The following is a 26,662-nucleotide window of genomic DNA, read 5'->3' as shown; positions in this document are numbered from 1 at the left end:
GGACGGCGGGAGGGGCAACGTCCGCCCCAGCCGGCAGGCGGCTCCCCGGTCCAAGCCGGCGCACCCGCCGAACGCCCGCCAGGACAGTCGCGCCAGGACCGGCCAGCCCGTCCGCGTCCCACGAATGGCACGGCCACGCCGCCAAGCCCGCCACGGGAGGGCCGGGAGGCCGGCCCGCGCCGCGCCCCGCCGCCCGGAAGCCAGGAGCGTCCGGAGCGTCAGGACAGGGCAGAGCGCCAGGAACGTGCGCCGCGTGAAGCGCGCCGTCCGGTTCGCCAGGCCAATCCGTTGCCGCCCATCACCTTCCCCGAGGCGCTGCCGGTATCGGCCCGCCGCGAGGAAATCGCGCAGGCGCTGCTGGCCAATCAGGTGGTGATCGTTTCCGGCGAGACCGGCTCCGGCAAGACCACCCAGTTGCCCAAGATCTGCCTGTCGATCGGGCGCGGCCCGGGCGCGGATGGCAGCGGCGGCCTGATCGGCCATACCCAGCCGCGCCGGATCGCGGCCACCTCCACGGCCAAGCGGATCGCGCAGGAGATCGGCACGCCGCTGGGCGAGCATGTGGGCTACCAGGTGCGCTTCAACGACACCATGTCGCCTGGTGCCTCGGTCAAGCTGATGACCGACGGTATCCTGCTGGCCGAGACGCAGACCGATCCGCTGCTGCGGGCCTACGACACCATCATCATCGACGAGGCGCATGAACGCAGCCTCAATATCGATTTCCTGATCGGCTACCTGAAGGAGATCCTGCCGAAGCGGCCGGACCTGAAGCTGATCATCACGTCCGCGACCATCGACGCCAACCGCTTTGCCGAGCATTTCGCGCAAGGCGGCAAGCCTGCGCCGGTGATCGAGGTGAGCGGGCGCCTGTATCCGGTCGAGGTCCGCTACCGGCCGATCGAGAAGGACAAACCCGCACCGGGCGAGGCTGCGCCCCGGTCGGCGCAGACGAAGGATCGCGACCTCTTCGACGGCATCGTCGAGGCCGTGGACGAGCTATGCCGTCTCGGGCCGGGCGATGTGCTGGTATTCCTGCCCGGCGAGCGCGAGATCCGCGAGGCGGCGGAAGCGCTGCGCAAGCACCATCCGCCGCATACGGAGATCCTGCCGCTGTTCGCGCGGCTGTCGGTGCAGGAGCAGGAACGCGTGTTTCGGCCCTCCAATGCCCGCCGCATCGTACTGGCGACCAATGTGGCCGAAACCTCGCTGACGGTGCCTGGCATCCGCTATGTGGTCGATACCGGGATGGCGCGGGTCAAACGCTATTCCTACCGCAACAAGGTCGAGCAGTTGCAGATCGAGGCGATTTCGCAGGCCGCCGCCAACCAGCGGGCCGGGCGTTGCGGCCGGGTGGCCGACGGCGTGTGCATCCGGCTGTACGAGGAGGCCGATTTCATCGGCCGCGCACGCTTTACCGATCCGGAAATCCTGCGCTCCTCGCTGGCCGCGGTCATCCTGCGCATGAAGGCGCTGAAGCTGACCGCGATCGAGACCTTCCCCTTTATCGAGCCGCCGCTGGGCCGTGCCATTGCCGACGGTTACCAGTTGCTTCAGGAACTGGGTGCCGTGGAAAGCGTGGGTGACGACGCCAACGCTTTGACCCCGACCGGGCGCCAGCTGGCGCGCCTGCCGCTCGACCCGCGGGTGGCCCGCATGACCCTGGCCGCGCGCGAGCACCATTGCCTGCGCGAGGTGCTGATCATCGCCAGCGCGCTGTCGGTGCAGGACCCGCGCGACCGCCCGCAGGAGGCCCAGGAAGCGGCCGACCAGGCGCACCGCAAGTTCATGGACGAGAAGTCGGAGTTCCTGGGCTGGGTCAAGCTGTGGAAATGGTTCGAGGAGGCGGTGGCGCACAAGAAGACCAACCGCCAGTTGCAGGACCAGTGCCGCGCCAATTTCCTGTCGCATGTGCGCCTGCGCGAATGGCGCGACGTGCATTCGCAATTGCTGACCACCGTGACGGAGCAGGGCTGGCGCCTCAACGAAAGCGAGCCCACCTATGAGCAAGTGCACAAGGCGCTGCTCACCGGCTTGCTGGGCAATGTGGGCTGCAAGCTGGAAGACGCCGACGGCCGCGGGCGCGAGTACCTGGGCGCGCGCGGCATCAAGTTCCACCTGTGGCCCGGCTCGCTGATCGCGCGCAAGGTAGGCCGCTGGGTCATTGGCGCCGAGCTGATCGAGACCAGCCGGCTGTTTGCGCGCACGCTGGCCAGGATCGAGCCGGAATGGCTGGAACAGGTGGGCCGCCATTTGCTCCGCGTGAGCTGGAGCGATCCGCACTGGGAGAAGAAATCCGGCCAGGTGATGGCGATGGAGCGCGCCACGCTGTACGGGCTGGTGGTCTACCAGCACAGGCGCGTGCACTACGGCCCGATGAACCCGCAGGAAGCGCGCGAGCTGTTTATCCGCCGCGGGCTGGTGGAGGGCGAGTTCGACACCAAGCTGCCGTTTTTCGCGCATAACCAGCGGCTGACGCGCGAGATCGAGAACCTGGAACACAAGTCGCGCCGGCAGGACGTGCTGGTGGACGATGAACTGATTTTTGCGTTCTACGATCGTCTGATCCCCGCGGAGATCCATCAGCAGGCCACGTTCGAGCAGTGGTACCAGAGCGAAAGCGCGCGCGACCGCAAGCTGCTTTACCTGAACCGCGAAGAGCTGATGCGCCACGAGGCTGCCGGCATCACCACGGACCTGTTCCCCAAGGTCATGCCGGTGGCCGGCGTCGATATGACGCTGACCTATCATTTCGAGCCGGGCAGCCATCGCGACGGCGTGACGCTGACCGTGCCGCTGTACGCGCTCAACCAGGTGCGTCCGGAGCGGGCCGACTGGCTGGTGCCGGGCATGGTCAAGGAGAAGGTCCACCTGCTGCTCAAGTCGCTGCCGCAGAAGCTGCGGCGCCATTGCGTGCCGCTGCCGGATTACGCGGCGGGCTTTGTCGATCGCAATCCCTTTGGCGAGGGCGAACTGCTCGACGTGCTGATCGCCGACATCCGCGAACAGACCGGCACCATGGTCAAGCGCGCCGACTTCAAGCTGGAGACCCTGCCCGCCCACCACGCGATGAATTTCAAGGTGGTGGACGAGCACGGCAGACAGCTGGACATGGGCCGTAACCTGGCGCAGCTGCGCGCCGAGTTCGGCGGGCAGGCGCAGCAGTCGTTCCAGAACATCGCGGCGCGCGATGTGCCGGCGGCCGAGGCCGGGCAGTACGAAAACCTGACCAGCTGGTCGTTCGGCGAACTGCCGGAGCTGCTGGAGATCCGCAAGGGCAACCAGACGCTGTATGGCTACCCGGCGCTGGTTGACCACACCACCCATTGCGAAGTGGAGGTGTTCGACGATCCGCAGGAGGCGGTGCGCATCCACCACGCCGGGCTGCGCCGCCTGTTCGCGCTGCAATTGCGCGAGCAGGTGAAGTTCCTGGAGAAGAACATCCCCGGCCTGCAGCAGATGGCGATGCAGTACATGACGCTGGGCACGCAGGAAATGCTGCGCGACCAGATCGTGATGCTGGCGCTGGAGCGGGCCTGCCTGCAGGCGCCACTGCCGCGCAACGAGGCCGAGTTCGCCGCGCGCAAGGAGGAAGGGCGCTCGCGCCTGAACCTGCTCGCGCAGGAAATCGCCCGGCTGGTTGGGGCGGTGCTGGCCGAATACGCGACGCTGCCGCGCAAGCTGGTCCAGGCCAAGCCGTTTGCCGCGGCGCATGCCGATATGCAGGCGCAGCTGACGCGGCTGATGGGCAAGAACTTCGTGGCCGATACGCCTTACCAGCAGCTGGTGCATTTCCCGCGCTACCTGAAGGGCATCGCCATGCGCATCGACAAGATCAAGGGCGATCCGGCGCGCGATACGCAGCGCCTGCAGGAAATCACGCCGCTGCTGCAGCAATGGCAGCGCGCCGAGACGCAGTTGCGGCAGCAGGGCAGGGGTGTGGAAGACGCCCGGCTGGACGAGTTCCGCTGGATGCTGGAAGAGCTGCGGATCGCGCTCTTCGCGCAGGAATTGCGCACGCCGGTGCCGATGTCGGTGAAGCGGCTGCAAAAGGTGTGGGAGGCCATGCAGCGCTGAAGACCGGGCGCGTCGCCCCGCCCGGGCACTGGCCCGGGCGGAGATTGTGACCAAATGTTAGTTTGTTGCGCTAGGTCATCGGATCACAGTCCGAAAACGTTAGAATGATCGATTAAGTCATTGTTTAACGGTCTTATGCTCGCATTGCGTCGTGTAGTTTCCGGGTTTGCCGCCATCGGCACCCTGGCCCTGGGGATGGTAGCGGCGCCGGCGTTGGCGGAAGTCGTGGTGGTGCTCAATTCAGGTGATGCCACCGTCACGCTGATTGACAAGGACACCCAGAAGGTGCTGGAGACGTTCCCGATCGGGAAGGAGCCGCACCACCTGATCGCCACCCCTGACGACAAGTCGCTGATTATCGCCAATGCGGTGGGCAACGACCTGGTCTTCCTCGATCCGGTTACCGGCAAGGTCCAGCAGCGCGTTGCCAATATCGACGATCCCTACCAGATCGGCTTCTCGCCCGACCAGAAATGGTTCCTGGCTACCGGCAACCGGCTGGACCGGGTTGATATCTACCGCTGGGACGGCAAGGCGCTGAAGATCGCCAAGCAGTTGCCGCTGGCCAAGACCCCCAGCCATATCGCCTTCACCGACGACAGCCGCATCGCCTTTGTCACGTTGCAGGACTCCAACGAGGTGGTCGCCATCGACCTGCCCACGCAGACCGTGATGTGGCGCATGGATGCCGGTTCCGCACCTGCGGGCATATGGGTCACGCCGGACCAGAAATACCTGTTGGTAGGCATGACCGGCGCCGACTACGTGGCCGTGATCGACTGGCGTACCCGCACCATGGTCAAGCAGATCCAGACCGGCAAGGGCGCGCACAACTTCCGCGCGGTGGGCGACAAGCGCCATCTGTTCCTGTCCAACCGGGTTTCCGGCACCATCAGCATCATCGACCAGCAGACCCTGACCAAGGTCGGCGATATCACCGGCCTGCCGGCCGGCCCCGACGACATGGAACTGACGGCCGACGGCAAAACCCTGTGGGTGAGCTTCCGCTGGGCGCGCTCGGTGGGCCTAATCGACGTGGCCAGCCGCAAGCTGGTCAAGACCATCCGCGTGGGCCGTTCGCCTCACGGTATTTATTTCCGTACCCGCGCGCCGCTTTATTGAGGGATGGCGGGTAGCCGCGCCACGGGCGGGAACGCCGCGGCCGGCACGGTATCGAAACTAGTATGGCCGCTGCCACTCCAACGCAGTCAAAGGAAATCAGGACAGGCATCATGAGCAAGATTTCGCAGCCCTGGCTGCCCCGTGCCCTGGTCCGCGCGGTGGCTGCAGGGCTTGCCGCCACCGGGCTGGCGCTGGCCGCCTCGCCGGCCGGCTCGGCCGAAGCCGGGCAGGCCGCGCCACCGGCCTGCCGCGCCGGCACGCTCTACCTGACCTTCGACACCGGCAGCATGAGCCAGGCGGCGCTGATCGCCGACACGCTGCGCCGCCACCATATCAAGGCCACCTTCTTCCTCGCCAACGAGCCTACGATCAACAAGGACAGCTCGCTCGATCCGGGCTGGGCCGCATACTGGAAGACCCTGGCGGCCGATGGCCATGTCTTTGGCAGCCATACCTTCGATCACGTCTACCTGCGCGGCGTGCGCGACGGCAAGGTGACGATGCGCCCGCAGTTCGGCGCGCATGCGGGGCAGGATGTGGTCATGGACCAGCAGAGCTTCTGCAGCGAACTCAACCGCAGCGCGCAGGTGCTGCGCAGCCTTGCCGGGACCGCCATGTCGCCGCTGTGGCGCGCGCCGGGCGGCCATACCGCACCGCAGACCCTGCAATGGGCCGAGCAGTGCGGTTTCAAGCATGTGGGCTGGGCGCCGGCCGGCTTCCTCGGGGACGAGCTATCTTCCGAGCGTTTTTCCAACCAGGCATTGCTGGCGCGCGCGCTGCGCGACCTGCGCGATGGCGATATCGCCATGGCTCATCTTGGCATCTGGTCGCGCAAGGATCCGTGGGCGCCCGGCGTGCTGGAGCCGCTGATCAGCGGCCTGGAGCGCAAGGGCTTCTGCTTTGCGACGCTGCGCGAGCATCCGGCCTATCGTGACTGGATACGCGGCCAGGCCGCCACCGTGGCCGGGAGGCGCTGATGCTCGATGCGCTCAATGCCTGGGTAGGCCAGATCGAGGCCACGCTGTTCCAGGATGTGATCCTGCCCGTGGTATACCAGCTCGGCTTCGGCGGTTATGCAGAGGACGCCTTCACCGGCACCGAATGGCTGCTGGTGGGGCTGGTGCAGATCGCAGTGATGGTGCTGATTCTCGGGCCGCTGGAAAAGCTGCGCCCGGTCGAGGCCGTCACGGATCGCGCAGCGATCCGCACGGATATCCTCTATACCCTGGTGCATCGCCTTGGCCTGTTCCGGCTCGCCATGTTCTTCCTGCTCGGGCCGCTGATGGACGGGCTGGAAGGACATCTGCGGCTGCTCGGCTGGCAGCGCGTGAATGTGGAAGACTGGTGGCCGGCGGTGACCTCGATCCCGCTGGTCAGCTTCTTCATTTACCTGCTGCTGTTCGACCTGCTCGACTACTGGTACCACCGGCTCTCGCATACCTACCGGTGGTGGTGGAGCCTGCATGCCGTGCATCACAGCCAGCGCCAGATGACGCTGTGGAGCGACAACCGCAACCACCTGCTCGACGACATGCTGCGCGACGTGGTGTTCGCCGTGGCCGCGCTGGCGGTGGGCGTCGAGCCGTCGCAGTACGTGCTGCTGGTGGCGCTGTCGCAACTGCTGCAAAGCTTGCAGCATGCCAACCTGCGCCTGCACTTTGGCGCCCTGGGCGAGCGGTTGCTGGTCTCGCCGCGCTTTCACCGCACGCATCATGCGGTGGGTCTCGGGCACGAGGCAATCGGCCGGCCCACCCGGCTGGGCGGATGCAACTACGGCGTGATCTTCCCCTGGTGGGACATGCTGTTCCGTACCGCCGTATTCACCGATGCCTATTACCCCACTGGCATCCGCGACCAGATGCCGCCGCCGGCAGGCAAGGGACGCAACTACGGCACCGGTTTGCTGTCCCAGCAGTGGTACGGCATCAAGCGCCTGCTGCGGCGCGGCTGACGCGCCTGGCCGCCTGAGCGGCGGCCCGGCGGCACCATCCCCCCGCCAGCCGTATCGGCGGTGCCGGGCTGTCAAGCAGCGGCCGCGCACGCGTCGCCCGCGACACTTGTGACGTGTGCTAGTCTATTTGTCCCCGCCTTTGTGGAAACCCAATTCACTGCATGAACGATATTTTCCGCGCGCTTGGCCGTGCCCTGATCAGCCAGTTGCATCCGCGCATGCTGATGCTCACCGTCATTCCTTTCCTGCTCGCCACCGGGCTGTGGGGTGGCCTGCTGCTGTGGGGATGGGAGCCGATCATGATGGCCGCGCGCGGCGTGCTGGAAGCCTCGGTGTTGACCAGCTGGATCTACGGCGCGCTCGACTGGTTCGGCCTGCAGTCCCTGCGCACGGTGGTGGCGCCGCTGTTCGTGATCGCGCTGATGATCCCGCTGGTGATCGCCTCCATGCTGGTGTTTATCAGCCTGTTCTCGGTGCCGGCAGCGGTGAGGCACCTGGAACGCAGCTATCCGGACCTGGTCAAGTCCAGGGGCGGCAGCATGTTGGGCAGCGTGTTCCACGCACTGGGCAGCACCATGGTGTTCCTGCTGCTGGCGCTGGTGACGTTGCCGCTGTGGCTGATTCCGCCGTTCTTCGCGCTGATTCCGCCGTTGCTGTGGGGCTGGCTGACCTACCGCGTGATGACCTACGATGCGCTGGCCCAGCATGCCACCGCGGAGGAGCGCAAGGCGCTGATGAGGCGCCACCGCGGGGCCTTGCTCACCATTGGCGTGGCAGTGGGCCTGCTGGGCTCGGCGCCGACGCTGATCTGGGTGTTTTCGGCTGCGCTGATTTTTCTCTTTCCGTTCGTACTGGCCGCCACGCTTTGGCTCTACGTGCTGATCTTTATCTTCTCGGCGCTGTGGTTCGGCCATTTCTGCCTGCGCGCGCTGGAGCAGTTGCGTGCCGAACGCGNGCAGTGGCGTGCCGACCGCGCGGCCGCGGCCGCAGCGGCCGCGCCGGTGGTGGACGTTATCGATCTCGCGCCGTCGGATGTGCGGCGCCTTGAACAATCCTGAAGCGAGGGCATCATGGGTTTCGGCCTGATCGTCATTGGTGACGAGATTTTGTCGGGGCGGCGCGAAGACAAGCATATGCGCCGTGCCATCGAACTGCTGGCGGCGCGCGGGCTGGCGCTGGACTGGGCGGAGTACGTGGGCGACGAACGCGCACGCATCACCGCGACGCTGCGCCGTACCTTCGCCGGCGACGATGTGGTGTTCTGCACCGGCGGTATCGGCGCGACCCCGGACGATCACACCAGGCAGTGCGCGGCGGCTGCGCTGGGGGTGCCGCTTGAGTTGCATCCCGAGGCGCGGGAACTGATCGCGCAGCGCATTGCCGAGACGGCGGCTGGCGATGCGGTCAAGGCCGACCTGAACCTGCCGGAAAACCAGCATCGCTTCAAGATGGGCGAATTCCCCGCCGGGGCGCGCATCATCCCGAACAGCTACAACCGCATCCCCGGATTCTCAGTGGCCGACCATCACTTCATGCCGGGCTTCCCGGTGATGGCGTGGCCGATGATGGAATGGGTGCTGGACCATTACTATCCGCACCTGTTCCATCTGGCGGTGCAGGTGGAGCGCTCCTTCCTGGTGTTCGAGGCGCCGGAGTCCACGCTGACGCCGCTGATGGAGCGGGTCGAAGCCGCGTTCGACGGCATCCGCGTGTTCAGCCTGCCGTCGGTGGGAGATGCCAGGCGCGGCGAGCTTTATGCGCGCCGCCATATTGACCTGGGCGTCAAGGGGCCGGCTGATCAGCTCGAGCCGGCCTATGCCATGCTGCGCGATGGTGTGCGGGCGATGGGCTTCGAGCTGGTGGAAGTGGCTGCGCGCAGGCCGGGCGATCCGGCGGGGGACTGAACCGTCAAGCGTCGGGGAAATGAAAACGGGACAGCCAGGCTGTCCCGTTTTGCTTGTGGCGCAGGCGTGCCGCCGCTTCAGGCGCCATGCCAGGGAAGGCCCCGGAAGCACCAGCCTTCCACCGTCTTGCGGTGATGGTGTTCATCGCGGCTGCCTTCGAAACCTTCCAGCACATCCATCGCATACTGGTAGCCAGCCTCCGTGGCGACGCGGGCGGCGTGCTTGGAGCGCGCCGCGCTGCGGCACAGGAACAGCACCGGCACGTCGGCGGGCACGCGGGCCTTGAGCTGGGCGATGAACGCAGCATTCTGCGCGCCGCCCGGATAGCTGCTCCATTCCACATGCGCCGCCTGGGCTTCCGGCAGGTCCGGCGCGCCGATCCAGTCCAGTTCGGCCTGCGTGCGCACATCCACCATCACGGCAGTGGGGTCGCCCTGCAGCAAGGCGAAGGCTTCCTGCGGGGAGAGGGCGCCGAAGTAGGGCAGTTGGTTTTGCTGCTGGCGCTGGCGCGCCGCTTGGAGGAGTTCGTCTCGGGTGGTCATCTGGGTGACAAAATCGATGGGTGGAATGGCGTCAGGGGGAGCCCGGCAAGTATTCTAGCGCGCCGGAAGTGCGAGCCGGTGCGTTTGGCGGGGAACGGTATAGACTTCCGCCGGGACAACGGGAATACCGGCGGCATGGCGTCCGCAAGGGGTGCTTCTGCACCGCAAGCAGGCAAGGCTGCCCCGCTCGCGCCAAAATGAACTAATCTGGTGCGTGAGCACGGAAACGGTGCAAATTGGCGTGCAAATGCACCATTAAGGTGTTTTTGTTTGCGGCGGTCGCGGAGCCTTGCCGCAGCGGGCGCGACCGGCGAGGCAGCAGGATTGTGGTGTATGTCATATGCTGCACCCGGAACGCGCCGCAGGCCCTGAATCGCGCCGCGCAGCTGCACTTTTTTCGGGAACGCGGGGGTTACAAGGGGGTTGCCTTGGCACGCTTTCTGCTAACATTCCTCGTCCCTTTCGTGGCCGATCTTTATCCTGCCCCCAACGCCTTCCAGGCGTAGCACTGTAGAGATCGACGCAAGAATGGCTTTATAGACTTCAGCCGAATTTCCAGGAGATAGGCATGGCCCACAGCGTTGCAGATGTGATGAAGCTTGTGAAGGAAAACGACGTCAAGTTCGTCGATTTCCGTTTCACCGATACCAAAGGCAAAGAGCAACACGTGTCGGTACCCGTGTCGCACTTCGACGAAGACAAGTTTGAAAGCGGCCACGCTTTCGACGGCTCGTCGATCGCCGGCTGGAAGGGTATCGAGGCTTCGGACATGCTGCTGATGCCGGATCCGAATACCGCCAACGTCGATCCGTTTTACGAAGAACCCACCCTGATCCTGACCTGCGACGTGGTTGAACCGTCGGACGGCAAGGGTTATGACCGCGACCCGCGTTCCATCGCCAAGCGCGCCGAGGCTTACCTGAAGAGCACGGGCCTGGGCGACACCGCCTTCTTCGGTCCGGAACCCGAATTCTTCATCTTCGACGGCGTGACCTGGAACATCGACATGCAGGGCTGTTCCGTCAAGATCCAGTCGGAAGAAGCACCGTGGTCGTCGGGCAAGGAATTCGAGCACGGCAACAGCGGTCACCGTCCGGGCAAGAAGGGCGGCTACTTCCCGGTCGCCCCGATCGACACGTTCCAGGATATCCGTTCGGAAATGTGCCTGATCCTGGAATCGCTGGGCATCCCCGTGGAAGTCCACCACCACGAAGTTGCCGGCCAGGGCCAGAACGAAATCGGCACCAAGTTCAGCACGCTGGTGCAGCGCGCCGACTGGACCCAGCTGCAAAAGTATGTGATCCAGAACGTCGCCCACACCTACGGCAAGACCGCCACCTTCATGCCGAAGCCGGTCGTTGGCGACAATGGCTCGGGCATGCACGTGCACCAGTCGGTATGGAAGGACGGCCAGAACCTGTTCGCGGGCAACGGCTACGCCGGCCTGTCGGAATTCGCCCTGTACTACATCGGCGGCATCATCAAGCACGCTCGCGCGCTGAACGCCCTGACCAATCCGGGCACGAATTCGTACAAGCGTCTGGTGCCGGGCTTCGAGGCACCGGTCAAGCTGGCGTACTCGGCTCGCAACCGTTCGGCTTCGATCCGCATTCCGTACGTTGCCAATCCGAAGGGCCGCCGTATCGAGACCCGCTTCCCGGATCCGCTGATGAACCCGTACCTGGGCTTCTCGGCACTGCTGATGGCCGGCCTGGATGGCGTGCAGAACAAGATCCACCCGGGCGAAGCTGCCGACAAGAACCTGTACGACCTGCCGCCGGAAGAGGATGCAAAGATCCCGACCGTGTGCTCCAGCCTCGACCAGGCCCTGGAATACCTCGACAACGACCGCGAGTTCCTGACGCGCGGCGGCGTCTTCTCCAACTCCATGATCGATGCCTACATCGAACTGAAGATGGAAGAAGTGACCCGCTTCCGCATGACGACTCACCCGATCGAGTTCGACATGTACTACTCGCTGTAAGGCGAGGCGTTGCCAGGTTGTGACCGGGCAACAGTTGCACCAGGAAGGGGCGGCTTCGGCTGTCCCTTTTTGTTTTGTTCGCTGGATTGATCGCTAGAATGGGGCTCCTTTCCCACCATCCCTGCTGATGTCAATGGACGCGCTCGAATTCCCGCCCCCCTCGCTCCACCCGGCGCACCGCTTCGGTGCCCGCATGCACGCATCGGCAGCCGTTTGCGCCATGCTGGCGCTGGCCTTGCTGTGCTGGAGCCGCCCGGCCCCGGCCCAGTCGGAAATCTATGTCTGCACCGGCCCCAACGGGGTGCCGGAATACCGGAACGGCAACGGCGGCAAGGGCTGCAAGCGGCTCAGCCTGCCCGAGGTGATGACCGTGCCGGGCGGGCGCGTGAATGCCCCTGCGGCGGGCAAGGGCGCCGGCCCTGCCGTGGCGCCCGCGGCGTTTCCGCGAGTCGACAGCGCGACCCAGAAGAGCCGGGATGGCGAGCGCCGCGCCGTACTCGAGCAGGAATTGCAAAGCGAGGAGGCCAAGCTGGCCGCGCTGCGCGCCGAGTACAACAACGGCCAGCCCGAGCGCCAGGGCAATGAACGCAACTACCAGAGGTATCTCGACCGCACCGCCGCGCTACGCGACGACATTGCGCGCGGCGAGGCCAATGCCGCTTCACTGCGGCGCGAACTCTCCAACTTGAAGGACTAGTGTCATGCGTCGCCTGATTCGCAGCGTCTCGCGCAAGGTAGCCTCGGCCGGAGCCGGTACCCCGCCCGAAGGAGAAGCCGTGGTGCTGCCCCTGGGCGATGTGTCCTACCACCAGGGGCTGGACGTCGTGGCCAACCCCGTGTTGCTGGTGCGCCAGCCCGGCCTGCGCATCGTCTACGCCAATCCCGCGGCCGAGGCGAGTTTCGCGGTGTCGCGCAAGGCCATGGTGGAACTGTCGCTCGCGGACCTGTTCGGTAGCTCGGAAGAGCTGGCCAGCATGATAGAGACCGTGATTTCGCGGCAGTTCGATGCCCGCCGGCAGGACGTGGTGCTGCATCCGCCGTTGCAGGAGCCCATGCACGCCCATGTCGTCATCGGGGCGCTGGACGCCAATGCCGACGCCGTGGTGGTGGAGGTGCTGCCCAACGAGCAAAAGGTGCGCAGCGACCGCGAGGAGCGCATCCTCGACCTGACCTCGGCCAACAAGGAACTGATCCGCAATCTCGCCCACGAGATCAAGAACCCGCTGGGCGGCATCCGCGGCGCGGCGCAACTGCTTGAGTTCGAGTTGCCCGATCGTTCGCTGCGCGAATACACGCAGGTCATCATCAAGGAATCGGATCGCCTGCAGACTTTGGTGGACCGCCTGCTGGAGCCGCACCGCCATCCGCATATCGTGTCCGACCTCAATATCCACGAGGTGCTGGAGCGCGTGCGCTCGGTGGTGCTGGCCGAATTCCCCTCCGGGCTGGATATCGTGCGCGACTACGACGCGAGCCTGCCCGACTTGCGCGGCGACATGGAACAGCTGATCCAGGCCGTGCTCAACATCGTGCACAACGCCGCCCAGGCGCTCGCCGAGCGCGTCGCGCGCGGCGATGCGCAGATCATCCTGCGTACCAGGGTGGCCCGCCAGGTAACAATTGCCAAGCGTTTGTTCAAGCTGGCATTGGACTTGCATGTCATCGACAACGGTCCGGGCATCCCCGAGGATATTCGCGAACGCATCTTCTACCCGCTGGTGTCGGGTAGGGATGGCGGCAGCGGCCTCGGTCTCACACTCGCTCAAACCTTCGTGCAGCAGCACGAGGGCTTGATCGAATGTGAGAGCCGGCCCGGCTGTACCGACTTCCGTATCCTGCTGCCCCTGCATTGAGCGCATCGGCGACAGCAATTGGAACTGCCCCAATGATTGCTGCCGACCGGCTTGCCGGCGGTGTGCGGCCAGGTTCACGGAAGACCAAATGACACCGAGCAGACAAGCGACGCACATGAAGCCGATCTGGATAGTCGACGACGATCAATCAATCCGCTGGGTCCTGGAAAAGGCCCTCGCCCGTGAAAGCCTGCTTTCGCGCAGCTTCACCAACGTGCGCGACGTACTGGCCGCGCTGGAAGATGACGAGCCGCAAGTCCTGATCTCCGACATCCGCATGCCGGGAGGCTCGGGCCTGGATTTGCTGCAAGCACTCAAGGCCCGGCACCCGGGGCTGCCCGTCATCGTGATGACGGCCTACTCCGACCTGGACAGCGCGGTAGCCGCCTTCCAGGGCGGGGCCTTCGAATACCTGGCCAAGCCGTTCGACGTTGACAAGGCGGTCGAGCTGATCCGCCGCGCGCTGCAGGAAAGCCTGCGCGAGGAGGAACTGGAAGACCGCCTGGTCGACGCGCCCGAGATTCTCGGGCAGGCGCCGGCCATGCAGGACGTGTTCCGCGCCATCGGCCGCCTGTCGCAGTCGAACGTGACGGTGCTGATCACCGGTGAGTCCGGCACCGGCAAGGAACTGGTGGCGCAGGCGCTGCACAAGCACAGCCCGCGCGCAAATGGGCCCTTTATCGCGCTCAATACCGCGGCCATCCCCAAGGACCTGCTCGAGTCGGAATTGTTCGGCCATGAGCGCGGCGCCTTCACCGGCGCGCAGACCATGCGCCGCGGCCGCTTCGAGCAGGCCGAGGGCGGCACGCTGTTCCTCGACGAAATCGGCGATATGCCGTTCGACCTGCAAACGCGCCTGCTGCGTGTGCTGTCGGATGGCAACTTCTACCGCGTGGGGGGGCACAATCCGCTGCGCGCCAATGTGCGCGTGATTGCCGCCACCCACCAGAACCTGGAGACGCGCGTCAAGGAAGGGCTGTTCCGCGAGGACTTGTTCCACCGCCTCAACGTGATCCGGCTGCGCCTGCCGCCGCTGCGCGAGCGGCCGGAAGACATTACGCTGCTGGCCCGTCATTTCCTGCAGAAGAGCGCCAAGGAACTGGGCGTCGAGCCCAAGCGCATGTCGGACGAGGCCCTGGTCTATGTCAGCACGCTGCCATTCCCCGGCAACGTTCGCCAGCTCGAGAACCTGTGCAACTGGCTGACCGTGATGGCGCCGGCGCAGACCATCGAGGTCAAGGACATGCCGCGCGAGATGATCGGCACGGGCGCGGCACAGGGCAGCCATGCCGGTGTGCCGCGCATGGCGGAGCTACGCGCCGAGGGCAGGGCGGACGACGCCGAGGGCCACGACGCCGTCGACTATGGCGCCGCGCCTGCCGGCATGGGCGCGGAGGCCGATTCCGCGCAGGCCTACGCGACCCGCACGGCCGCCGCGAGCGCGATTGCCGGCTGGGAGCACCTGCTGGCAGGGGAGGCCCGCGCCATGCTGGAGTCCGGCCAGCCGGAGGTGATGGATGCGCTCACGCGGCGCTTCGAGAAGGCGGTGCTGGAGGCGGCCCTCGGCGTGACGCGTGGGCGCCGTGTCGAGGCGGCAACCCGCCTGGGCATCGGCCGCAACACCATTACCCGCAAGCTGCAGGAACTGGGCTTCGATTGAAGCAGGTAGTGGGTTGCTGCGGGGCGCAAAAAAACAGCCGGGCTTGTCCCGGCTGTTTTTTTGGCAGCTTGCCGCCGTCGCTTTTCGTCGCCGCGCTCAGTCGCGCGCGGCCAGCAGCAACGCTGCCATCTCGGCAAAACCCTCGCCGCAAGCCGCCTCAGTAATATAGGCGGGCTTGGCCGGCAGTTGCGGCAGGATGTCGCGGATATTGGCGACCCCGACCGACAAGGGGAAATGGGCGAACATGCTCGCATCGTTGGCCGAGTCGCCGATAAACAGCCACTCGTCGCGTTCGGTATCGAGGTCGGCGCCCAGCAATTCCGCAGCGCACAACCGGCTCATGCTCAGCTTGTCGTGCTCCCCGAACCATCCATTGACATGGATCGAACTGACGGTAGCGGTCATGCCGGCTTCGCGCATCAGGCTGACAATGCGCTCGACCGCTGCCGGGGGTAGTGGCGCCACGTCCTCGGCATGGTCGATGGCCAGGTCGGCGGCGTGCCAGGCCTGGTCGGAGGCCAGCGCGCAGCCCGGCACCTCTTGCACGATGCGTGCGCCCAGGGCATGGATGCGCGCCAGGTTATCGGCCCGGGTAGCGGAGTCGTCCAGGTAGCGGGTCACAAGCTTCCCCGCGCGCAGGTGGGAGTAAAAGGCACCGTTCTCGCCAATAATGGCGTCCACTGGCCAGAGCCGGGTCAGGATCTCGGCCCAGGCAATGCAGCGGCCGGTCACCGGGATGACATGGAGGCCGGCTCGCTTGAGCTGGTCCAGCGCAAGGTAGGTGGCCGCCGGCAGCCTGCCGTCGGTGGTGATGGTGCCGTCGATATCGGTCAGTACGCCGCGCACGCGGCGCAGCGCCGGAGCGGGAAGGGTGTGGATGGCTTGCATGGCGCAAGATTTTACCCTGTCAAGCTGTCGATAAATCGTTGTCATATTATTGTAATTTAGTAGAAATGCCCGGTTTTCCAATCCGACACGGCGGGGTAACATCCGGCTGTCACAAAAACTGCATACAGTCGGACGTTTTTTTGTCCGTACTGAGAAAACAAAACTAGGAGCTGTCGATGACCTTCCAACGTACCGTGCTGAAGATTGCGGCCTTTGCCGCGCTGGCCGGGGCCGGGACCGCCCACGCCGCTGTGGAGATCCAATGGTGGCATGCCATGCAGGGCGCGCTGAATGACAAGGTGAACGAGATCGCCGACAAGTTCAACGCCAGCCAGTCCGACTACAAGATCGTGCCGGTCAATAAAGGCAACTACGACGAGACCATGGCTGCGGGCATCGCCGCCTTCCGCGCCGGTACGCAGCCTGCCATCCTGCAGGTCTTCGAAGTGGGCACCGCGACCATGATGAGCGCCAAGGGGGCCATCAAGCCGGTATCCACCGTGATGAAGGATGCGGGCGAGAAATTCGACCAGAAGATCTACATCCCCGCCGTCGCCGGCTACTACACCTCGTCCAAGGGCGAGATGCTGTCCTTCCCGTTCAATAGTTCGACCACGGTCTTCTATTACAACAAGGACGCCTTCAAGAAGGCTGGCCTGGACGCCAGCAAGCCGCCCAAGACCTGGCCCGAAGTGATGCAGTACTCGGCCAAGATCAAGGCCTCCGGCGGCCAGTGCGCGTACACCACCGACTGGCAGGGCTGGGTGCACCTGGAGAGCTTCTCTGCCTGGCACAACACGCTGTTCGCCACCAAGAACAACGGCTTCGGCGGCACCGATGCGCGCCTGGTCTTCAACAGCCCGCTGCATGTCAAGCACATCGCCAACCTGCAGGAAATGGTGAAGAAGGGCTACTTCAGCTACGGCGGGCGCAAGTCGGAATCGCAGGCCAAGTTCTATAACGGCGAATGCGCGATGTTCACCGGTTCGTCGGCTTCATTGGCCAATATCCGCAAGAACGCCAAGTTCGCCTTCGGCGTATCGCAGCTGCCGTACTACGCGGACGTGCCGGGCGCCCCGCAGAACACCATCATCGGTGGCGCTTCGCTGTGGGTGATGGGCGGCAAGAAGGCCGAGGAGTACAAGGGCGTGGCCAAGTTCTTCACCTACCTGTCGCGTCCGGAAATCCAGTCCGACTGGCACCAGGCTACCGGCTACCTGCCGGTCACCATGGCGGCCTACGAGCTGACCAAGAAGTCCGGCTACTATGACAAGAACCCGGGCGCCGACGTGTCAGTGGAGCAGATGGTGGTCAAGACCACCGACAAGTCGCGCGGCGTGCGCCTCGGCAACCTGGTGCAGATCCGTACCGTGGTCGATGAGGAACTCGAAGCGGTCTGGGCAGGCAAGAAGCAGCCCCAGGAAGCCCTCGATACCGCCGTCAAGCGCGGCAACGATCTGCTCGAGCGTTTCCAGAAGACCGCGCGCGAGTAAGCTAGGCCTGTTTTGCCGCAAAACGGGCGGGGCAGTATCCCGCCCGTTTTTGTTGGCCCGGCGCATTGGCCGGGGCGTTCCCGGAAGGGTGCGTCCCGGCCAGCGCGCCGATTGGTTGGCGCGCCGCTTCGCGGACTCGCGCTGTGATCTGGTTTGATGCCGCTCCGCGCGGCATCCGTTGGACAATTGCCCATGGAAAAACGGGTTGTCTTCCGATCGCGATGGCTGCCTTATCTGCTGGTCTTTCCGCAGATCGCCATCACGCTCATCTTCTTCTTCTGGCCCGCGGGCCAGGCCCTGTACCAGTCCGTGCTGCAGCAGGACGCGTTCGGCATCAACCTGGACTTTGTCGGGCTGGAGAACTTCCGCACGCTGTGGAATGATCCGCTCTACCTGGAGTCCTTCCGCATTACCGGCGTATTCGCCGTGGGCGTCACGCTGGTGGGGCTCTCCTTCGCGCTCGTGCTGGCGTATTTCGCCGACCGCGTGCTGCGCGGCGCGATGGCCTACAAGATGCTGCTGATCTGGCCCTATGCCGTGGCGCCGGCAGTGGCGGGCGTGCTGTGGATGTTCCTGTTCAACCCCAGCCTGGGCGTGGTGTCGTACGCGCTGCGCGCGCTGGGCATGGACTGGAACTTCCTGCTCAACGGGCAGCAGGCTCTCACCCTGGTGATCCTGGTGGCGGCGTGGAAACAGATCAGCTACAACTTCCTGTTCTTCCTGGCGGGTCTGCAGAGCATTCCAAAGTCGCTGATCGAGGCTGCCGCCATCGACGGCGCGGGGCCGTGGCGCCGTTTCTGGTCGATCATCTTCCCTCTGCTGTCGCCGACCACCTTCTTCCTGATGGTGATCAACGTGGTGTACGCGTTCTTCGATACCTTCGCCATCATCGACTCGGTGACCCACGGTGGTCCGTTTAACTCCACCAACACGCTGGTCTACAAGGTGTTCCACGACGGCTTCCGCGGGATGGACATCGGTGGCTCGGCAGCGCAGTCGGTGGTGCTGATGGTGATCGTGGTCGCCCTCACGGTGGTGCAGTTCCGTTACGTGGAACGCAAGGTTCAATACTGATCAGGCGGGCGCAAACATGGTAGAACGACGACCCTTTCTGGATTTCCTCACGCACGCGGTGCTGATCCTCGGCATCCTGGTGGTGGCGTTTCCGGTTTATATAACCTTCGTGGCCTCCACGCTGACTGCGGAGCAGGTGCTTGACGCGCCGATGACGCTGATCCCCGGCGGCCATTTCTTCGAGAACTATCGCACCGTGCTGTTCAGGGGCGTGGGCGAATCCGCTTCCCCCGTCTCCAGCATGATGTTCAACAGCCTGATCATGGCGCTGGGCATTTCGCTGGGCAAGATCGCGATTTCGATCATCTCGGCCTTCGCGGTGGTGTACTTCAAGTTCCCGCTGCGCAAGACCTTCTTCTGGATGATCTTCATCACGCTGATGCTGCCGGTGGAAGTGCGGATCCTGCCTACCTACAAGGTGGTGTCGGACCTGGGCATGCTGGATAGCTACTTCGGCCTGACCATCCCGATCATCGCCTCGGCCACCGCGACCTTCCTGTTCCGCCAGTTCTTCCTGACCATTCCGGACGAGTTGGCCGAGGCCGCGCGCATCGACGGCGCCGGGCCGCTGCGCTTCTTCAAGGACGTGGTGCTGCCGCTGTCCAAGACCAGCATCGCCGCGCTGTTCGTGATCCAGTTCATCTACGGCTGGAACCAGTACCTGTGGCCGCTCCTGATCACCACGCAGAAGTCGATGACGCCGGTGGTGGTGGGCGTGACGCAGATGATCTCCCGCTCCGGGGACGCAGCCACCGACTGGAACCTGGTGATGGCCACCGTGATGCTGGCCATGGTGCCGCCCGCGATCGTGGTGGTGCTGATGCAGAAGTGGTTCGTCAAGGGCCTGGTCGAAACCGAAAAATAAGCGGGCGGGGCGGGGCGCGCTCACGTGTTGGCGCGCCCGCCACGCTTGCCCAGCGAGAAAGAATAGCAATGGCAAAACTGTCGCTTCGCAACGTACAGAAGACCTACGCCGGCAACGTCAAGGTTGTGCACGGCATCGATATGGAAATCAACGATGGCGAGTTCATCGTCATTGTCGGCCCGTCGGGCTGCGGCAAATCCACGCTGTTGCGCATGGTGGCCGGGCTTGAAGCCATCAGTGGCGGCGAGGTGCATATTGGCGAAAAGATCGTCAATAACCTCGAACCCGCCGAACGGGACATCGCCATGGTGTTCCAGAACTACGCGCTCTATCCGCATATGAGCGTGTACGACAACATGGCTTATGGCTTGAAGATACGTGGCATGGCAAAGAGCGAGATCGAGCAGCGCGTCAAGCATGCCGCGGGCATTCTCGAACTGGCGCCGCTGCTGGAGCGCAAGCCGCGCGCGTTGTCGGGCGGCCAGCGCCAGCGCGTGGCCATGGGCCGCGCGATCGTGCGCGAGCCTGCCGTGTTCCTGTTCGACGAACCGCTGTCCAACCTCGACGCCAAGCTGCGCGTGCAGATGCGCCTGGAACTGAAGGAGCTGCATCGGCGCCTGCGTACCACCAGCATGTATGTGACGCACGACCAGGTCGAGGCCATGACGCTGGCCGACCGCATGATGGTGCTCAACGGCGGGCGCGTGGAACAGATCGGCACGCCGCTGGAAGTCTATGCGCGCCCCGCCAGCACGTTCGTCGCCAGCTTCATCGGCTCGCCGCCGATGAACCTCGTTCCGGTTGCGCGGACCAATGGCGGGCAGGGCGAGGCGCAGATGCGCGTGGAGCAGAAGGAGGGCGCCCAAGGGCAAGCCGCCACCCTCGGCCACCTGCCGATGGGCCTGCACCTGCCCCAGCGCGCGCTGCTTGGCCTGCGTCCCGAGCATATCGAACCGTGCGCGGCGCACGATGCGATTGCCGAGATCGAGGTCCGTCTGGTGGAAGCGCTGGGTGCCGATTCCTTTGCCTACGGCACGCTGGGTGGCCAGCCGGTCGTGGTGCGGCTGGACAGCAACATGCCGGTGCGCGGCGGCGATCGCCTGCCGATTACGGCCACGGCCGAGCACCTGCACTTCTTCGACGCCGATTCCGGCAAACGCATCGAGGCCTGACATGACCCAAGCCGCCTGGCCCTATCCGCGCCATATCGCCCACCGGGGCGCCGGCAAGCTGGCGCCCGAGAACACCCTGGCGGCCTTCCGCCACGGCGCGTCGTTCGGCTATCGCATGTTCGAGTTCGATGTGAAGCTGTCGGGCGACGGGCGGCCGGTGTTGTTGCACGACGCTACGCTCGACCGCACCACCAACGGCCAGGGTCGCGCCGATGCGCTGACCCTGGGTGAGATTGCCATGCTGGACGCGGGCAGCTGGCATAGCCCGGCCTATGCCGGGGAGCCGGTTCCCACACTGGCGGCGATTGCCCGCTATACGCGCGCCAACGGGTTCATGGTCAATATCGAGATCAAGCCGGTGCCGGGCGCGGAATGGCGCACCGGCGCCGCCGTGGCCCTTGATGCCCAGGCGCTGTGGGCTGGCAGCGACACCCAGCCGCTGTTGTCGTCGTTCTCGGAAGAGTCACTGGAAGCGGCCCGTCGGGCCGCGCCGGCCCTGCCGCGCGCGCTGCTGCTCGACAAGCTGCCACCCGACTGGCTGGAGCGGCTGCGCCGGCTGGATTGCGTGGCGCTCGACGCCAATCATCGCGAGCTCAGTGCCGAGGTCATCCGGGCGGCCCATGCGGCCGGCTTCAGGGTGGCGTGCTATACGGTCAATGACCCGGAGCGCGCGACTGAACTGCTTGGCTGGGGGCTCGACGCGCTGATTACCGACGCGGTTGACCTGATCGCGCCGCGCCAGGGCTAGTCCGCCAGGCGCGGGCGCATCGCCTGTTCATGCAGCTTGCGCCAACGCGTCGCGGACCGCATCGTCCACGCTCCAGCCGCGCCACATTTCTTCGGGCAGGGCCGGGTTGCGCGCGTGCGCCAGCAGGTCGCGCACCTCGTCCTTGACCCGCGCGAGCCGCAGCGGTATGCCGTGGGCCTTCGCAAACACCGCCAGTTCGCCCAGGGCTTCCAGGACGGTGCCGTCGAGATCCGACGATTCTTCGAGGCTTAGCACCAGGCCATACTGGGGATGCTCATGCGCCAGTACATGGCGCACGGTGCCAAGCACGCTATCGATATTGCCGAAGAACAGCGGGACTTCCGGGCGCGCGATCAGCAGTCCCTTGGGCACGGTGGCCTCGGGGTGGCGCGCCATGTCGACGAAGTCGTGGCTATCAGCCCAGCGGCCCAGCCACGTAACCTGCGGGCGCGACAAGCGCTGCAGCAGCATCGCCAGGCTGACCCCGATCGCCAGCAGCAGCCCATGCAGCACACCCATCAACAGCACGCCGGCAAAGGCGGTCAGCGCGACCAGCCGGTCGCGCCGCCAGTCGAAATACGGCTTGAGGCTGCCCGGATTGAGGCTATGCCCGACCGCGCGGATCACGATGGCCGCGAGTACCGGCTCCGGCGTGTGCGAGATCCAGGGGAGCAGCGTGCACACAGCGGCAAAGACCACCGTGCCGGCAACCAGGCCGGCGCGGCGGCTTTGCGCGCCGGCCGCTTCGTTGGCCGAGGTGGCGGAAAAACCCGCACCCACCGGCATGCCCTGGAACAGCCCCGAGGCGAGATTGGCGAGCCCCAGTGCCGCCAGGTCGCGGTTTGGGGAGACGATATCGCCGTGGCGCATGGCAAAGGTGCGGATCGAGCCGTAGCTTTCGGCGTAGAGGATCAGCGCCAGCGCGGCGGCCAGCTCGCCCACGCGCATCCAGTCGGTCGGGGTCAGTTCCGGCACCCGCGGCGCCGAGAACTGCAAGGCGATGTTGCCGACGGCCGCCACGCCGTGCGCCTGGGTCCAGCCGCTGAGATCGAGCACGATGCCGGCGGCGATGACCAGCAGCGCGCCCGGCATGGCGCGCCAGCGCGCGAACACGTGCAGCAGCGCCAGCGCCACCAGGGCCACCGCCGCGCCTGCCAGGTTCCAGTGGCGCCATCCGGCGAGCAGTTCCCAGGCCATGCGCAGGAAGTCGCCATGCGACGGATGTATGTCCAGGATCTTCGGGCATTGCTTGAGCACGATGGTCAGCGCCAGCCCCAATGCAAAGCCGCGCAGCACGGGCTTGGCGATCAGGCTGGAGATCGCCCCCAGGCGCGCCAGCGACGCCAGCAGGAACAACACCCCCGCCAGCAGGATGACCGCGGCGCCAAGCGCGATGCGCAGTCCCATGTCAGCTTCTGCCGCAGCCGTGGTGGCAGCCAGCAGCACCGCCGCCGATGATGACGTGGCCGAGACAATGGCAAAGCGGCTGCTGCCAAGCACGCCGTAGACCAACAGGCCGGCGAAGAGCGCGATCACGCCGGCTTGCGGCGGCAGTCCGGCAATACCGGAGTAGGCCACGGCTTCGGGGAGCAACAGACCGGCGATGGCTAGCCCGGCCACCAGGTCTGCCCGCCATGTGGCGGGGGCGGCGCTCGGTGCGGCGGCGTTGACGGTGGGAGCTGGCATTATTGGCTGCCGTTCGCGCTGGATTGGAGTAGATATTTCGAGAGATACACCGAGCGCTCCATTGGTTTTGGTCTCCTGTTCATGCTATCGAACCGGCAGGCCCCGCTGCCTTGCCGGCTGCGTGCATTGGCCGCTACGCAACGTGGCACGCCCGCAAAAGGGCCGTGAGGCGAAATTCCCCCGGCTTATGCGTCAAACGTGCTATCCTTATGCGAGTGAAGACTTAGGTCCTTCCACGCACAACTGACCCTTTCAGGGCGACTGAACAGTTCGGCACCCGCTGTGGTGCCGTTTGCATAATGATGCATGAATATGTTTCGGTTGCTGCCCCTAAAGAGTTGTTTGCAATCCGCTAACCGGTCAAGCCGTGTCGCGGAAGGTTGATAAACCCGCTTTATTCCGGCATTCCCGGATAATAGTGAGCGCCCCATGATGCAGCAGTATCAGAGCAATTCGTACCTCTTCGGCGGCAATGCCCCCTATGTAGAAGAACTGTACGAGGCCTACCTCCAGAATCCCACCTCGGTTCCCGATAACTGGCGCGCGTATTTCGACGCGATGCAGAACGTGCCGGCCGTCGATGGCTCCAACGCCCGCGACATCCCCCACGCTCCCATCGTCGCCTCGTTCGCCGAGCGCGCCAAGGCGGGTCCGATCAGAACCATCGTTGCATCGGCCGACTCCGATATGGGGCGCAAGCGCGTCGCCGCCACGCAGCTGATCGCCGCTTACCGCAACATCGGTTCGCACTGGGCCGACCTGGATCCGCTCAAGCGCCAGGAACGTCCGCCCCTGCCGGATCTCGATCCGGCCTTCTACGGCTTCTCGGAAAGCGATCTCGATATCGTCTTCAACGCCAGCAATACGTATTTCGGCAAGGAATCGATGAGCCTGCGCGAGCTGCTCAACAACCTGCGCGAAACCTATTGCAGCAGCATCGGCGCCGAGTTCATGTACATCAGCGACCAGGCGCAAAAGCGCTGGTGGCAAGAGCGCCTGGAAACCACGCGTTCCAAGCCGGTATTCACGCTCGAGAAGAAAAAGCATATCCTCGACCGCCTCACGGCGGCCGAAGGCCTGGAGCGTTTCCTCCACACCAAGTACGTTGGCCAGAAGCGCTTCTCGCTCGAAGGCGGTGAAAGCTTCATCGCCGCCATGGACGAACTGATCCAGCACAGCGGCAGCAAGGGCGTGCAGGAAATCGTCATCGGCATGGCCCACCGCGGCCGCCTGAACGTGCTGGTCAATACGCTGGGCAAGATGCCGGCTGACCTGTTCGCCGAATTCGAGGGCAAGCACGTTGACGACCTGCCGGCCGGCGACGTGAAGTACCACAAGGGCTTCTCCAGCGACGTCTCCACCGAAGGCGGCCCGATCCACCTGTCGCTCGCCTTCAATCCTTCCCACCTGGAAATCGTCAACCCGGTCGTGGAAGGCTCGGTCAAGGCCCGCCAGGAACGCCGCGGCGAACCTGCAGGCCATGCGGAAGTGCTGCCGGTGCAAGTGCACGGCGACGCGGCCTTCGCAGGCCAGGGCGTGGTGATGGAAACGCTGAACCTGGCACAGACCCGCGGCTACGGCACGGGCGGCACGATGCACATCGTGATCAACAACCAGATCGGCTTCACCACCTCGGACCCGCGCGACTCGCGCTCCACGCTGTATTGCACCGACGTCGTCAAGATGATCGAGGCACCGGTGCTGCACGTGAACGGCGACGATGCCGAAGCCGTGGTGTTCGCCATGCAGCTGGCGGTGGAATTCCGCATGGAATTCAAGAAGGATGTCGTGGTCGACATCATCTGCTTCCGCAAGCTGGGCCACAACGAGCAGGACACCCCGGCCGTTACCCAGCCGCTGATGTACAAGAAGATCGCCCAGCACCCGGGCACGCGCAAGCTGTACGCTGACAAGCTGGCTGCGCAAAACCTGGTGCCCGCTGACTTCGGCGATCAGCTGGTCAAGGAATACCGCGCCGCCATGGATGCGGGCAAGCACACGGTCGACCCCGTCCTGTCGAACTTCAAGAACAAGTTCGCCGTGGACTGGATGCCGTTCCTGAACCGCAAGTGGACCGACGCCGCCGACACCGCCGTGCCGGTGACCGAGCTCAAGCGCCTGGCCGAACGCATTACCGCCATCCCCGAGCACCTCAAGCTGCACCCGCTGGTCGAGAAGGTTGTCAAGGATCGCGCCAACATGGGCCGCGGCGACCAGGCGCTCGACTGGGGCATGGGCGAGCACCTGGCCTTCGCGTCGCTGGTGGCTTCGGGCTACCCGGTGCGCATCACCGGCCAGGATGCAGGCCGCGGTACGTTCACGCACCGTCACTCGGTCCTGCATGACCAGAACCGCGAGCGCTGGGATGCCGGCAGCTACGTGCCGCTGCAGAACGTGTCGGAAAACCAGGCACCGTTCACGGTGATCGACTCGGTGCTGTCGGAAGAGGCCGTGCTCGGCTTCGAATATGGCTTCTCCACGGCCGAGCCGAACGCGCTGGTGATCTGGGAAGCCCAGTTCGGCGACTTCGTCAACGGCGCCCAGGTGGTGATCGACCAGTTCATCTCCTCCGGCGAAGTGAAGTGGGGCCGCGCCTCGGGCCTGACCCTGATGCTGCCGCACGGCTATGAAGGCCAGGGTCCGGAACACAGCTCGGCGCGCATCGAGCGCTTCTTGCAGCTGTGCGCGGACCACAATATGCAGGTTTGCCAGCCGACCACGCCGGCCCAGATCTTCCACCTGCTGCGCCGCCAGATGATCCGCCTGTTCCGCAAGCCGCTGGTGATCATGACGCCGAAGTCGCTGCTGCGTAACAAGGATGCGGTCTCGCCGCTGTCCGACCTGGCCAAGGGTCACTTCGAGACGGTTATCCCCGATCACGAAGAACTGAACGCCAGCAAGGTCAAGCGCGTGATCATGTGCTCGGGCAAGGTCTACTACGACCTGGTCAATACCCGCAAGGAACGCGGTGCCGGCGACACCGCCGTCATCCGCCTGGAACAGCTGTATCCGTTCCCGCACAAGGCAGTGGCAGCCGAGCTGAAGAAGTACCCGAACGCCAATGAAATCGTGTGGTGCCAGGATGAGCCGCAGAACCAGGGTGCCTGGTTCTTCGTCCAGCACTTCATCATGGAAAACATGGCGGAAGGCCAGAAGCTCGGTTACGCGGGTCGTCCCGCCTCGGCATCGCCGGCGGTGGGCTACTACGCCAAGCACAACGAGCAACAGAAGGCGCTGCTCGAAGCGGCCTTCGCCAAGCTCAAGGGCTTTGTCCTGACCAAATGATCGTGGCCGGCATGGCGGCGCGCGCGAAGAGCGCGCACCGCCATGTTTTTTGCCGCTGCCTGAAGCACATACGAATACATCAAGGAAATACCAACCATGGCTATTGTCGACGTCAAGGTTCCGCAACTCTCTGAATCGGTTGCCGAAGCAACCATGCTGAACTGGAAGAAGAAGCCGGGCGAAGCCGTTGCCCAAGACGAAATCCTGATTGAAATCGAGACCGACAAAGTCGTGCTCGAAGTGCCCGCCCCGTCGGCCGGCGTGCTGTCGCAGATCATCCGTAACGATGGCGACACCGTGGTCGCCGACGAAGTGATCGCCAAGATCGACACCGAAGCCACCGCCGGCGCCACCGCAC

Annotated in this window: 19 protein-coding genes and 1 pseudogene; 17 read left to right on the top strand and 3 right to left on the bottom strand. The window is 65.0% G+C overall.

All coding sequences use genetic code 11. The features are described from left to right. Positions 1-288: 288 nt before the first annotated feature. From hrpA to CF70_RS17030, 6 genes and pseudogenes are all read left to right on the top strand, one after another. Positions 289-4,077: an ATP-dependent RNA helicase HrpA gene (hrpA, locus tag CF70_RS17055; protein ID WP_035867025.1), complete on the top strand. Its 3,789-nt coding sequence runs from the start codon at positions 289-291 to the stop codon at positions 4,075-4,077. A 195-nt stretch (positions 4,078-4,272) separates the two neighbouring features. Next, positions 4,273-5,199: a cytochrome D1 domain-containing protein gene (locus CF70_RS17050; RefSeq protein WP_414629459.1), complete on the top strand. Its 927-nt coding sequence runs from the start codon at positions 4,273-4,275 to the stop codon at positions 5,197-5,199. Between the two features lie 110 nt (positions 5,200-5,309). Beyond that, positions 5,310-6,176, top strand: a complete 867-nt coding sequence (locus CF70_RS17045) for a polysaccharide deacetylase family protein (protein WP_051648583.1) — start codon at positions 5,310-5,312, stop codon at positions 6,174-6,176. Continuing rightward, positions 6,176-7,150: a sterol desaturase family protein gene (locus tag CF70_RS17040; protein ID WP_035867022.1), complete on the top strand. Its 975-nt coding sequence runs from the start codon at positions 6,176-6,178 to the stop codon at positions 7,148-7,150. The genes CF70_RS17045 and CF70_RS17040 overlap by 1 nt, the downstream gene beginning before the upstream one ends. A gap of 161 nt (positions 7,151-7,311) precedes the next feature. Next, a pseudogene (locus tag CF70_RS17035) lies at positions 7,312-8,104 on the top strand (EI24 domain-containing protein); the annotation flags it as partial. Positions 8,105-8,220: 116 nt separating this feature from the next. Further along, complete coding sequence (locus tag CF70_RS17030) at positions 8,221-9,054, top strand: competence/damage-inducible protein A (RefSeq protein WP_035867018.1); 834 nt, start codon at positions 8,221-8,223, stop codon at positions 9,052-9,054. Positions 9,055-9,131: 77 nt separating this feature from the next. Here CF70_RS17030 and CF70_RS17025 read toward each other — a convergent pair whose 3' ends face one another. Continuing rightward, positions 9,132-9,596 carry a rhodanese-like domain-containing protein gene (locus tag CF70_RS17025; RefSeq protein WP_035867017.1) on the bottom strand — a complete coding sequence of 155 codons (465 nt, stop codon included), beginning with the start codon at positions 9,594-9,596 and terminating at the stop codon, positions 9,132-9,134. Between the two features lie 568 nt (positions 9,597-10,164). Between CF70_RS17025 and CF70_RS17015 the strand changes: the two genes are divergently transcribed. The 4 genes from CF70_RS17015 to ntrC all read left to right on the top strand — a co-directional run bounded on the left by CF70_RS17015 (position 10,165) and on the right by ntrC (position 15,093). Next, on the top strand, positions 10,165-11,580 hold the full coding sequence (locus CF70_RS17015; protein WP_035867014.1) for a 3-hydroxylaminophenol mutase: 1,416 nt from the start codon (positions 10,165-10,167) through the stop codon (positions 11,578-11,580). Positions 11,581-11,773: 193 nt separating this feature from the next. Next, a complete protein-coding gene (locus CF70_RS17010; RefSeq protein WP_035867027.1) occupies positions 11,774-12,277 on the top strand; it encodes a hypothetical protein in 504 nt (167 codons plus the stop codon). 4 nt (positions 12,278-12,281) lie between these two features. Next, positions 12,282-13,433 (top strand): nitrogen regulation protein NR(II), encoded by a 1,152-nt coding sequence (gene glnL / locus CF70_RS17005; RefSeq protein ID WP_035867013.1) that lies wholly within the window; start codon positions 12,282-12,284, stop codon positions 13,431-13,433. 115 nt (positions 13,434-13,548) lie between these two features. Continuing rightward, on the top strand, positions 13,549-15,093 hold the full coding sequence (gene ntrC, locus CF70_RS17000; RefSeq protein ID WP_035867011.1) for a nitrogen regulation protein NR(I): 1,545 nt from the start codon (positions 13,549-13,551) through the stop codon (positions 15,091-15,093). A gap of 96 nt (positions 15,094-15,189) precedes the next feature. On the opposite strand, the gene CF70_RS16995 is transcribed toward ntrC, so the two are convergent. Continuing rightward, positions 15,190-15,981 carry an HAD-IIB family hydrolase gene (locus CF70_RS16995; RefSeq protein WP_035867009.1) on the bottom strand — a complete coding sequence of 264 codons (792 nt, stop codon included), beginning with the start codon at positions 15,979-15,981 and terminating at the stop codon, positions 15,190-15,192. 176 nt (positions 15,982-16,157) lie between these two features. Between CF70_RS16995 and ugpB the strand changes: the two genes are divergently transcribed. The 5 genes from ugpB (at position 16,158) to ugpQ (ending at position 21,333) form a co-directional block, all read left to right on the top strand. Then, the gene (gene ugpB / locus CF70_RS16990; RefSeq protein ID WP_035867008.1) at positions 16,158-17,474 is read left to right on the top strand and encodes a sn-glycerol-3-phosphate ABC transporter substrate-binding protein UgpB; all 1,317 of its coding nucleotides are present in this window, start codon (positions 16,158-16,160) and stop codon (positions 17,472-17,474) included. Between the two features lie 192 nt (positions 17,475-17,666). Continuing rightward, positions 17,667-18,548 (top strand): sn-glycerol-3-phosphate ABC transporter permease UgpA, encoded by an 882-nt coding sequence (ugpA, locus tag CF70_RS16985; protein WP_035867006.1) that lies wholly within the window; start codon positions 17,667-17,669, stop codon positions 18,546-18,548. A 16-nt stretch (positions 18,549-18,564) separates the two neighbouring features. Next, the gene (gene ugpE, locus CF70_RS16980; protein WP_035867005.1) at positions 18,565-19,413 is read left to right on the top strand and encodes a sn-glycerol-3-phosphate ABC transporter permease UgpE; all 849 of its coding nucleotides are present in this window, start codon (positions 18,565-18,567) and stop codon (positions 19,411-19,413) included. A 68-nt stretch (positions 19,414-19,481) separates the two neighbouring features. After that, the gene (locus tag CF70_RS16975; RefSeq protein WP_035867003.1) at positions 19,482-20,585 is read left to right on the top strand and encodes a sn-glycerol-3-phosphate import ATP-binding protein UgpC; all 1,104 of its coding nucleotides are present in this window, start codon (positions 19,482-19,484) and stop codon (positions 20,583-20,585) included. A 1-nt stretch (position 20,586) separates the two neighbouring features. Continuing rightward, positions 20,587-21,333, top strand: coding sequence for a glycerophosphodiester phosphodiesterase (ugpQ, locus tag CF70_RS16970; RefSeq protein WP_035867002.1), 747 nt, complete (start codon positions 20,587-20,589; stop codon positions 21,331-21,333). 27 nt (positions 21,334-21,360) lie between these two features. Here the strand turns inward: ugpQ and CF70_RS16965 are convergent, their stop codons facing one another. Then, positions 21,361-23,019 carry a SulP family inorganic anion transporter gene (locus tag CF70_RS16965; protein WP_035866999.1) on the bottom strand — a complete coding sequence of 553 codons (1,659 nt, stop codon included), beginning with the start codon at positions 23,017-23,019 and terminating at the stop codon, positions 21,361-21,363. A gap of 429 nt (positions 23,020-23,448) precedes the next feature. On the opposite strand from CF70_RS16965, the gene CF70_RS16960 reads away from it, so the two are divergent. Both CF70_RS16960 and CF70_RS16955 read left to right on the top strand, forming a co-directional pair. Next, a complete protein-coding gene (locus CF70_RS16960) occupies positions 23,449-26,304 on the top strand; it encodes a 2-oxoglutarate dehydrogenase E1 component (protein WP_035866998.1) in 2,856 nt (951 codons plus the stop codon). Positions 26,305-26,400: 96 nt separating this feature from the next. Continuing rightward, positions 26,401-26,662: biotin/lipoyl-containing protein (locus CF70_RS16955; protein WP_035866996.1), on the top strand; the 262-nt coding region annotated here is incomplete at its 3' end.

The sequence above is a fragment of the Cupriavidus sp. SK-3 genome (assembly GCF_000611145.1).
GTDB lineage: Bacteria > Pseudomonadota > Gammaproteobacteria > Burkholderiales > Burkholderiaceae > Cupriavidus.
This window is presented reverse-complemented; position numbering and strand designations above follow the sequence as displayed.

Excerpts from the sequence above, each read along its gene's own strand:
- CF70_RS16975 (WP_035867003.1), top strand. The coding sequence starts at position 19,482 with ATGGCAAAACTGTCGCTTCGCAACGTACAGAAGACCTACGCCGGCAAC.
- ugpE (WP_035867005.1), top strand. The coding sequence starts at position 18,565 with ATGGTAGAACGACGACCCTTTCTGGATTTCCTCACGCACGCGGTGCTG.
- CF70_RS17050 (WP_414629459.1), top strand. The coding sequence starts at position 4,273 with ATGGTAGCGGCGCCGGCGTTGGCGGAAGTCGTGGTGGTGCTCAATTCA.
- ugpA (WP_035867006.1), top strand. The coding sequence starts at position 17,667 with ATGGAAAAACGGGTTGTCTTCCGATCGCGATGGCTGCCTTATCTGCTG.
- CF70_RS17025 (WP_035867017.1), bottom strand. The coding sequence starts at position 9,596 with ATGACCACCCGAGACGAACTCCTCCAAGCGGCGCGCCAGCGCCAGCAG.
- CF70_RS16960 (WP_035866998.1), top strand. The coding sequence starts at position 23,449 with ATGATGCAGCAGTATCAGAGCAATTCGTACCTCTTCGGCGGCAATGCC.
- CF70_RS17015 (WP_035867014.1), top strand. The coding sequence starts at position 10,165 with ATGGCCCACAGCGTTGCAGATGTGATGAAGCTTGTGAAGGAAAACGAC.
- ugpB (WP_035867008.1), top strand. The coding sequence starts at position 16,158 with ATGACCTTCCAACGTACCGTGCTGAAGATTGCGGCCTTTGCCGCGCTG.
- CF70_RS16995 (WP_035867009.1), bottom strand. The coding sequence starts at position 15,981 with ATGCAAGCCATCCACACCCTTCCCGCTCCGGCGCTGCGCCGCGTGCGC.
- CF70_RS17030 (WP_035867018.1), top strand. The coding sequence starts at position 8,221 with ATGGGTTTCGGCCTGATCGTCATTGGTGACGAGATTTTGTCGGGGCGG.
- CF70_RS16965 (WP_035866999.1), bottom strand. The coding sequence starts at position 23,019 with ATGCCAGCTCCCACCGTCAACGCCGCCGCACCGAGCGCCGCCCCCGCC.
- CF70_RS17040 (WP_035867022.1), top strand. The coding sequence starts at position 6,176 with ATGCTCGATGCGCTCAATGCCTGGGTAGGCCAGATCGAGGCCACGCTG.
- glnL (WP_035867013.1), top strand. The coding sequence starts at position 12,282 with ATGCGTCGCCTGATTCGCAGCGTCTCGCGCAAGGTAGCCTCGGCCGGA.
- ugpQ (WP_035867002.1), top strand. The coding sequence starts at position 20,587 with ATGACCCAAGCCGCCTGGCCCTATCCGCGCCATATCGCCCACCGGGGC.
- CF70_RS17010 (WP_035867027.1), top strand. The coding sequence starts at position 11,774 with ATGCACGCATCGGCAGCCGTTTGCGCCATGCTGGCGCTGGCCTTGCTG.
- CF70_RS17045 (WP_051648583.1), top strand. The coding sequence starts at position 5,310 with ATGAGCAAGATTTCGCAGCCCTGGCTGCCCCGTGCCCTGGTCCGCGCG.
- ntrC (WP_035867011.1), top strand. The coding sequence starts at position 13,549 with ATGAAGCCGATCTGGATAGTCGACGACGATCAATCAATCCGCTGGGTC.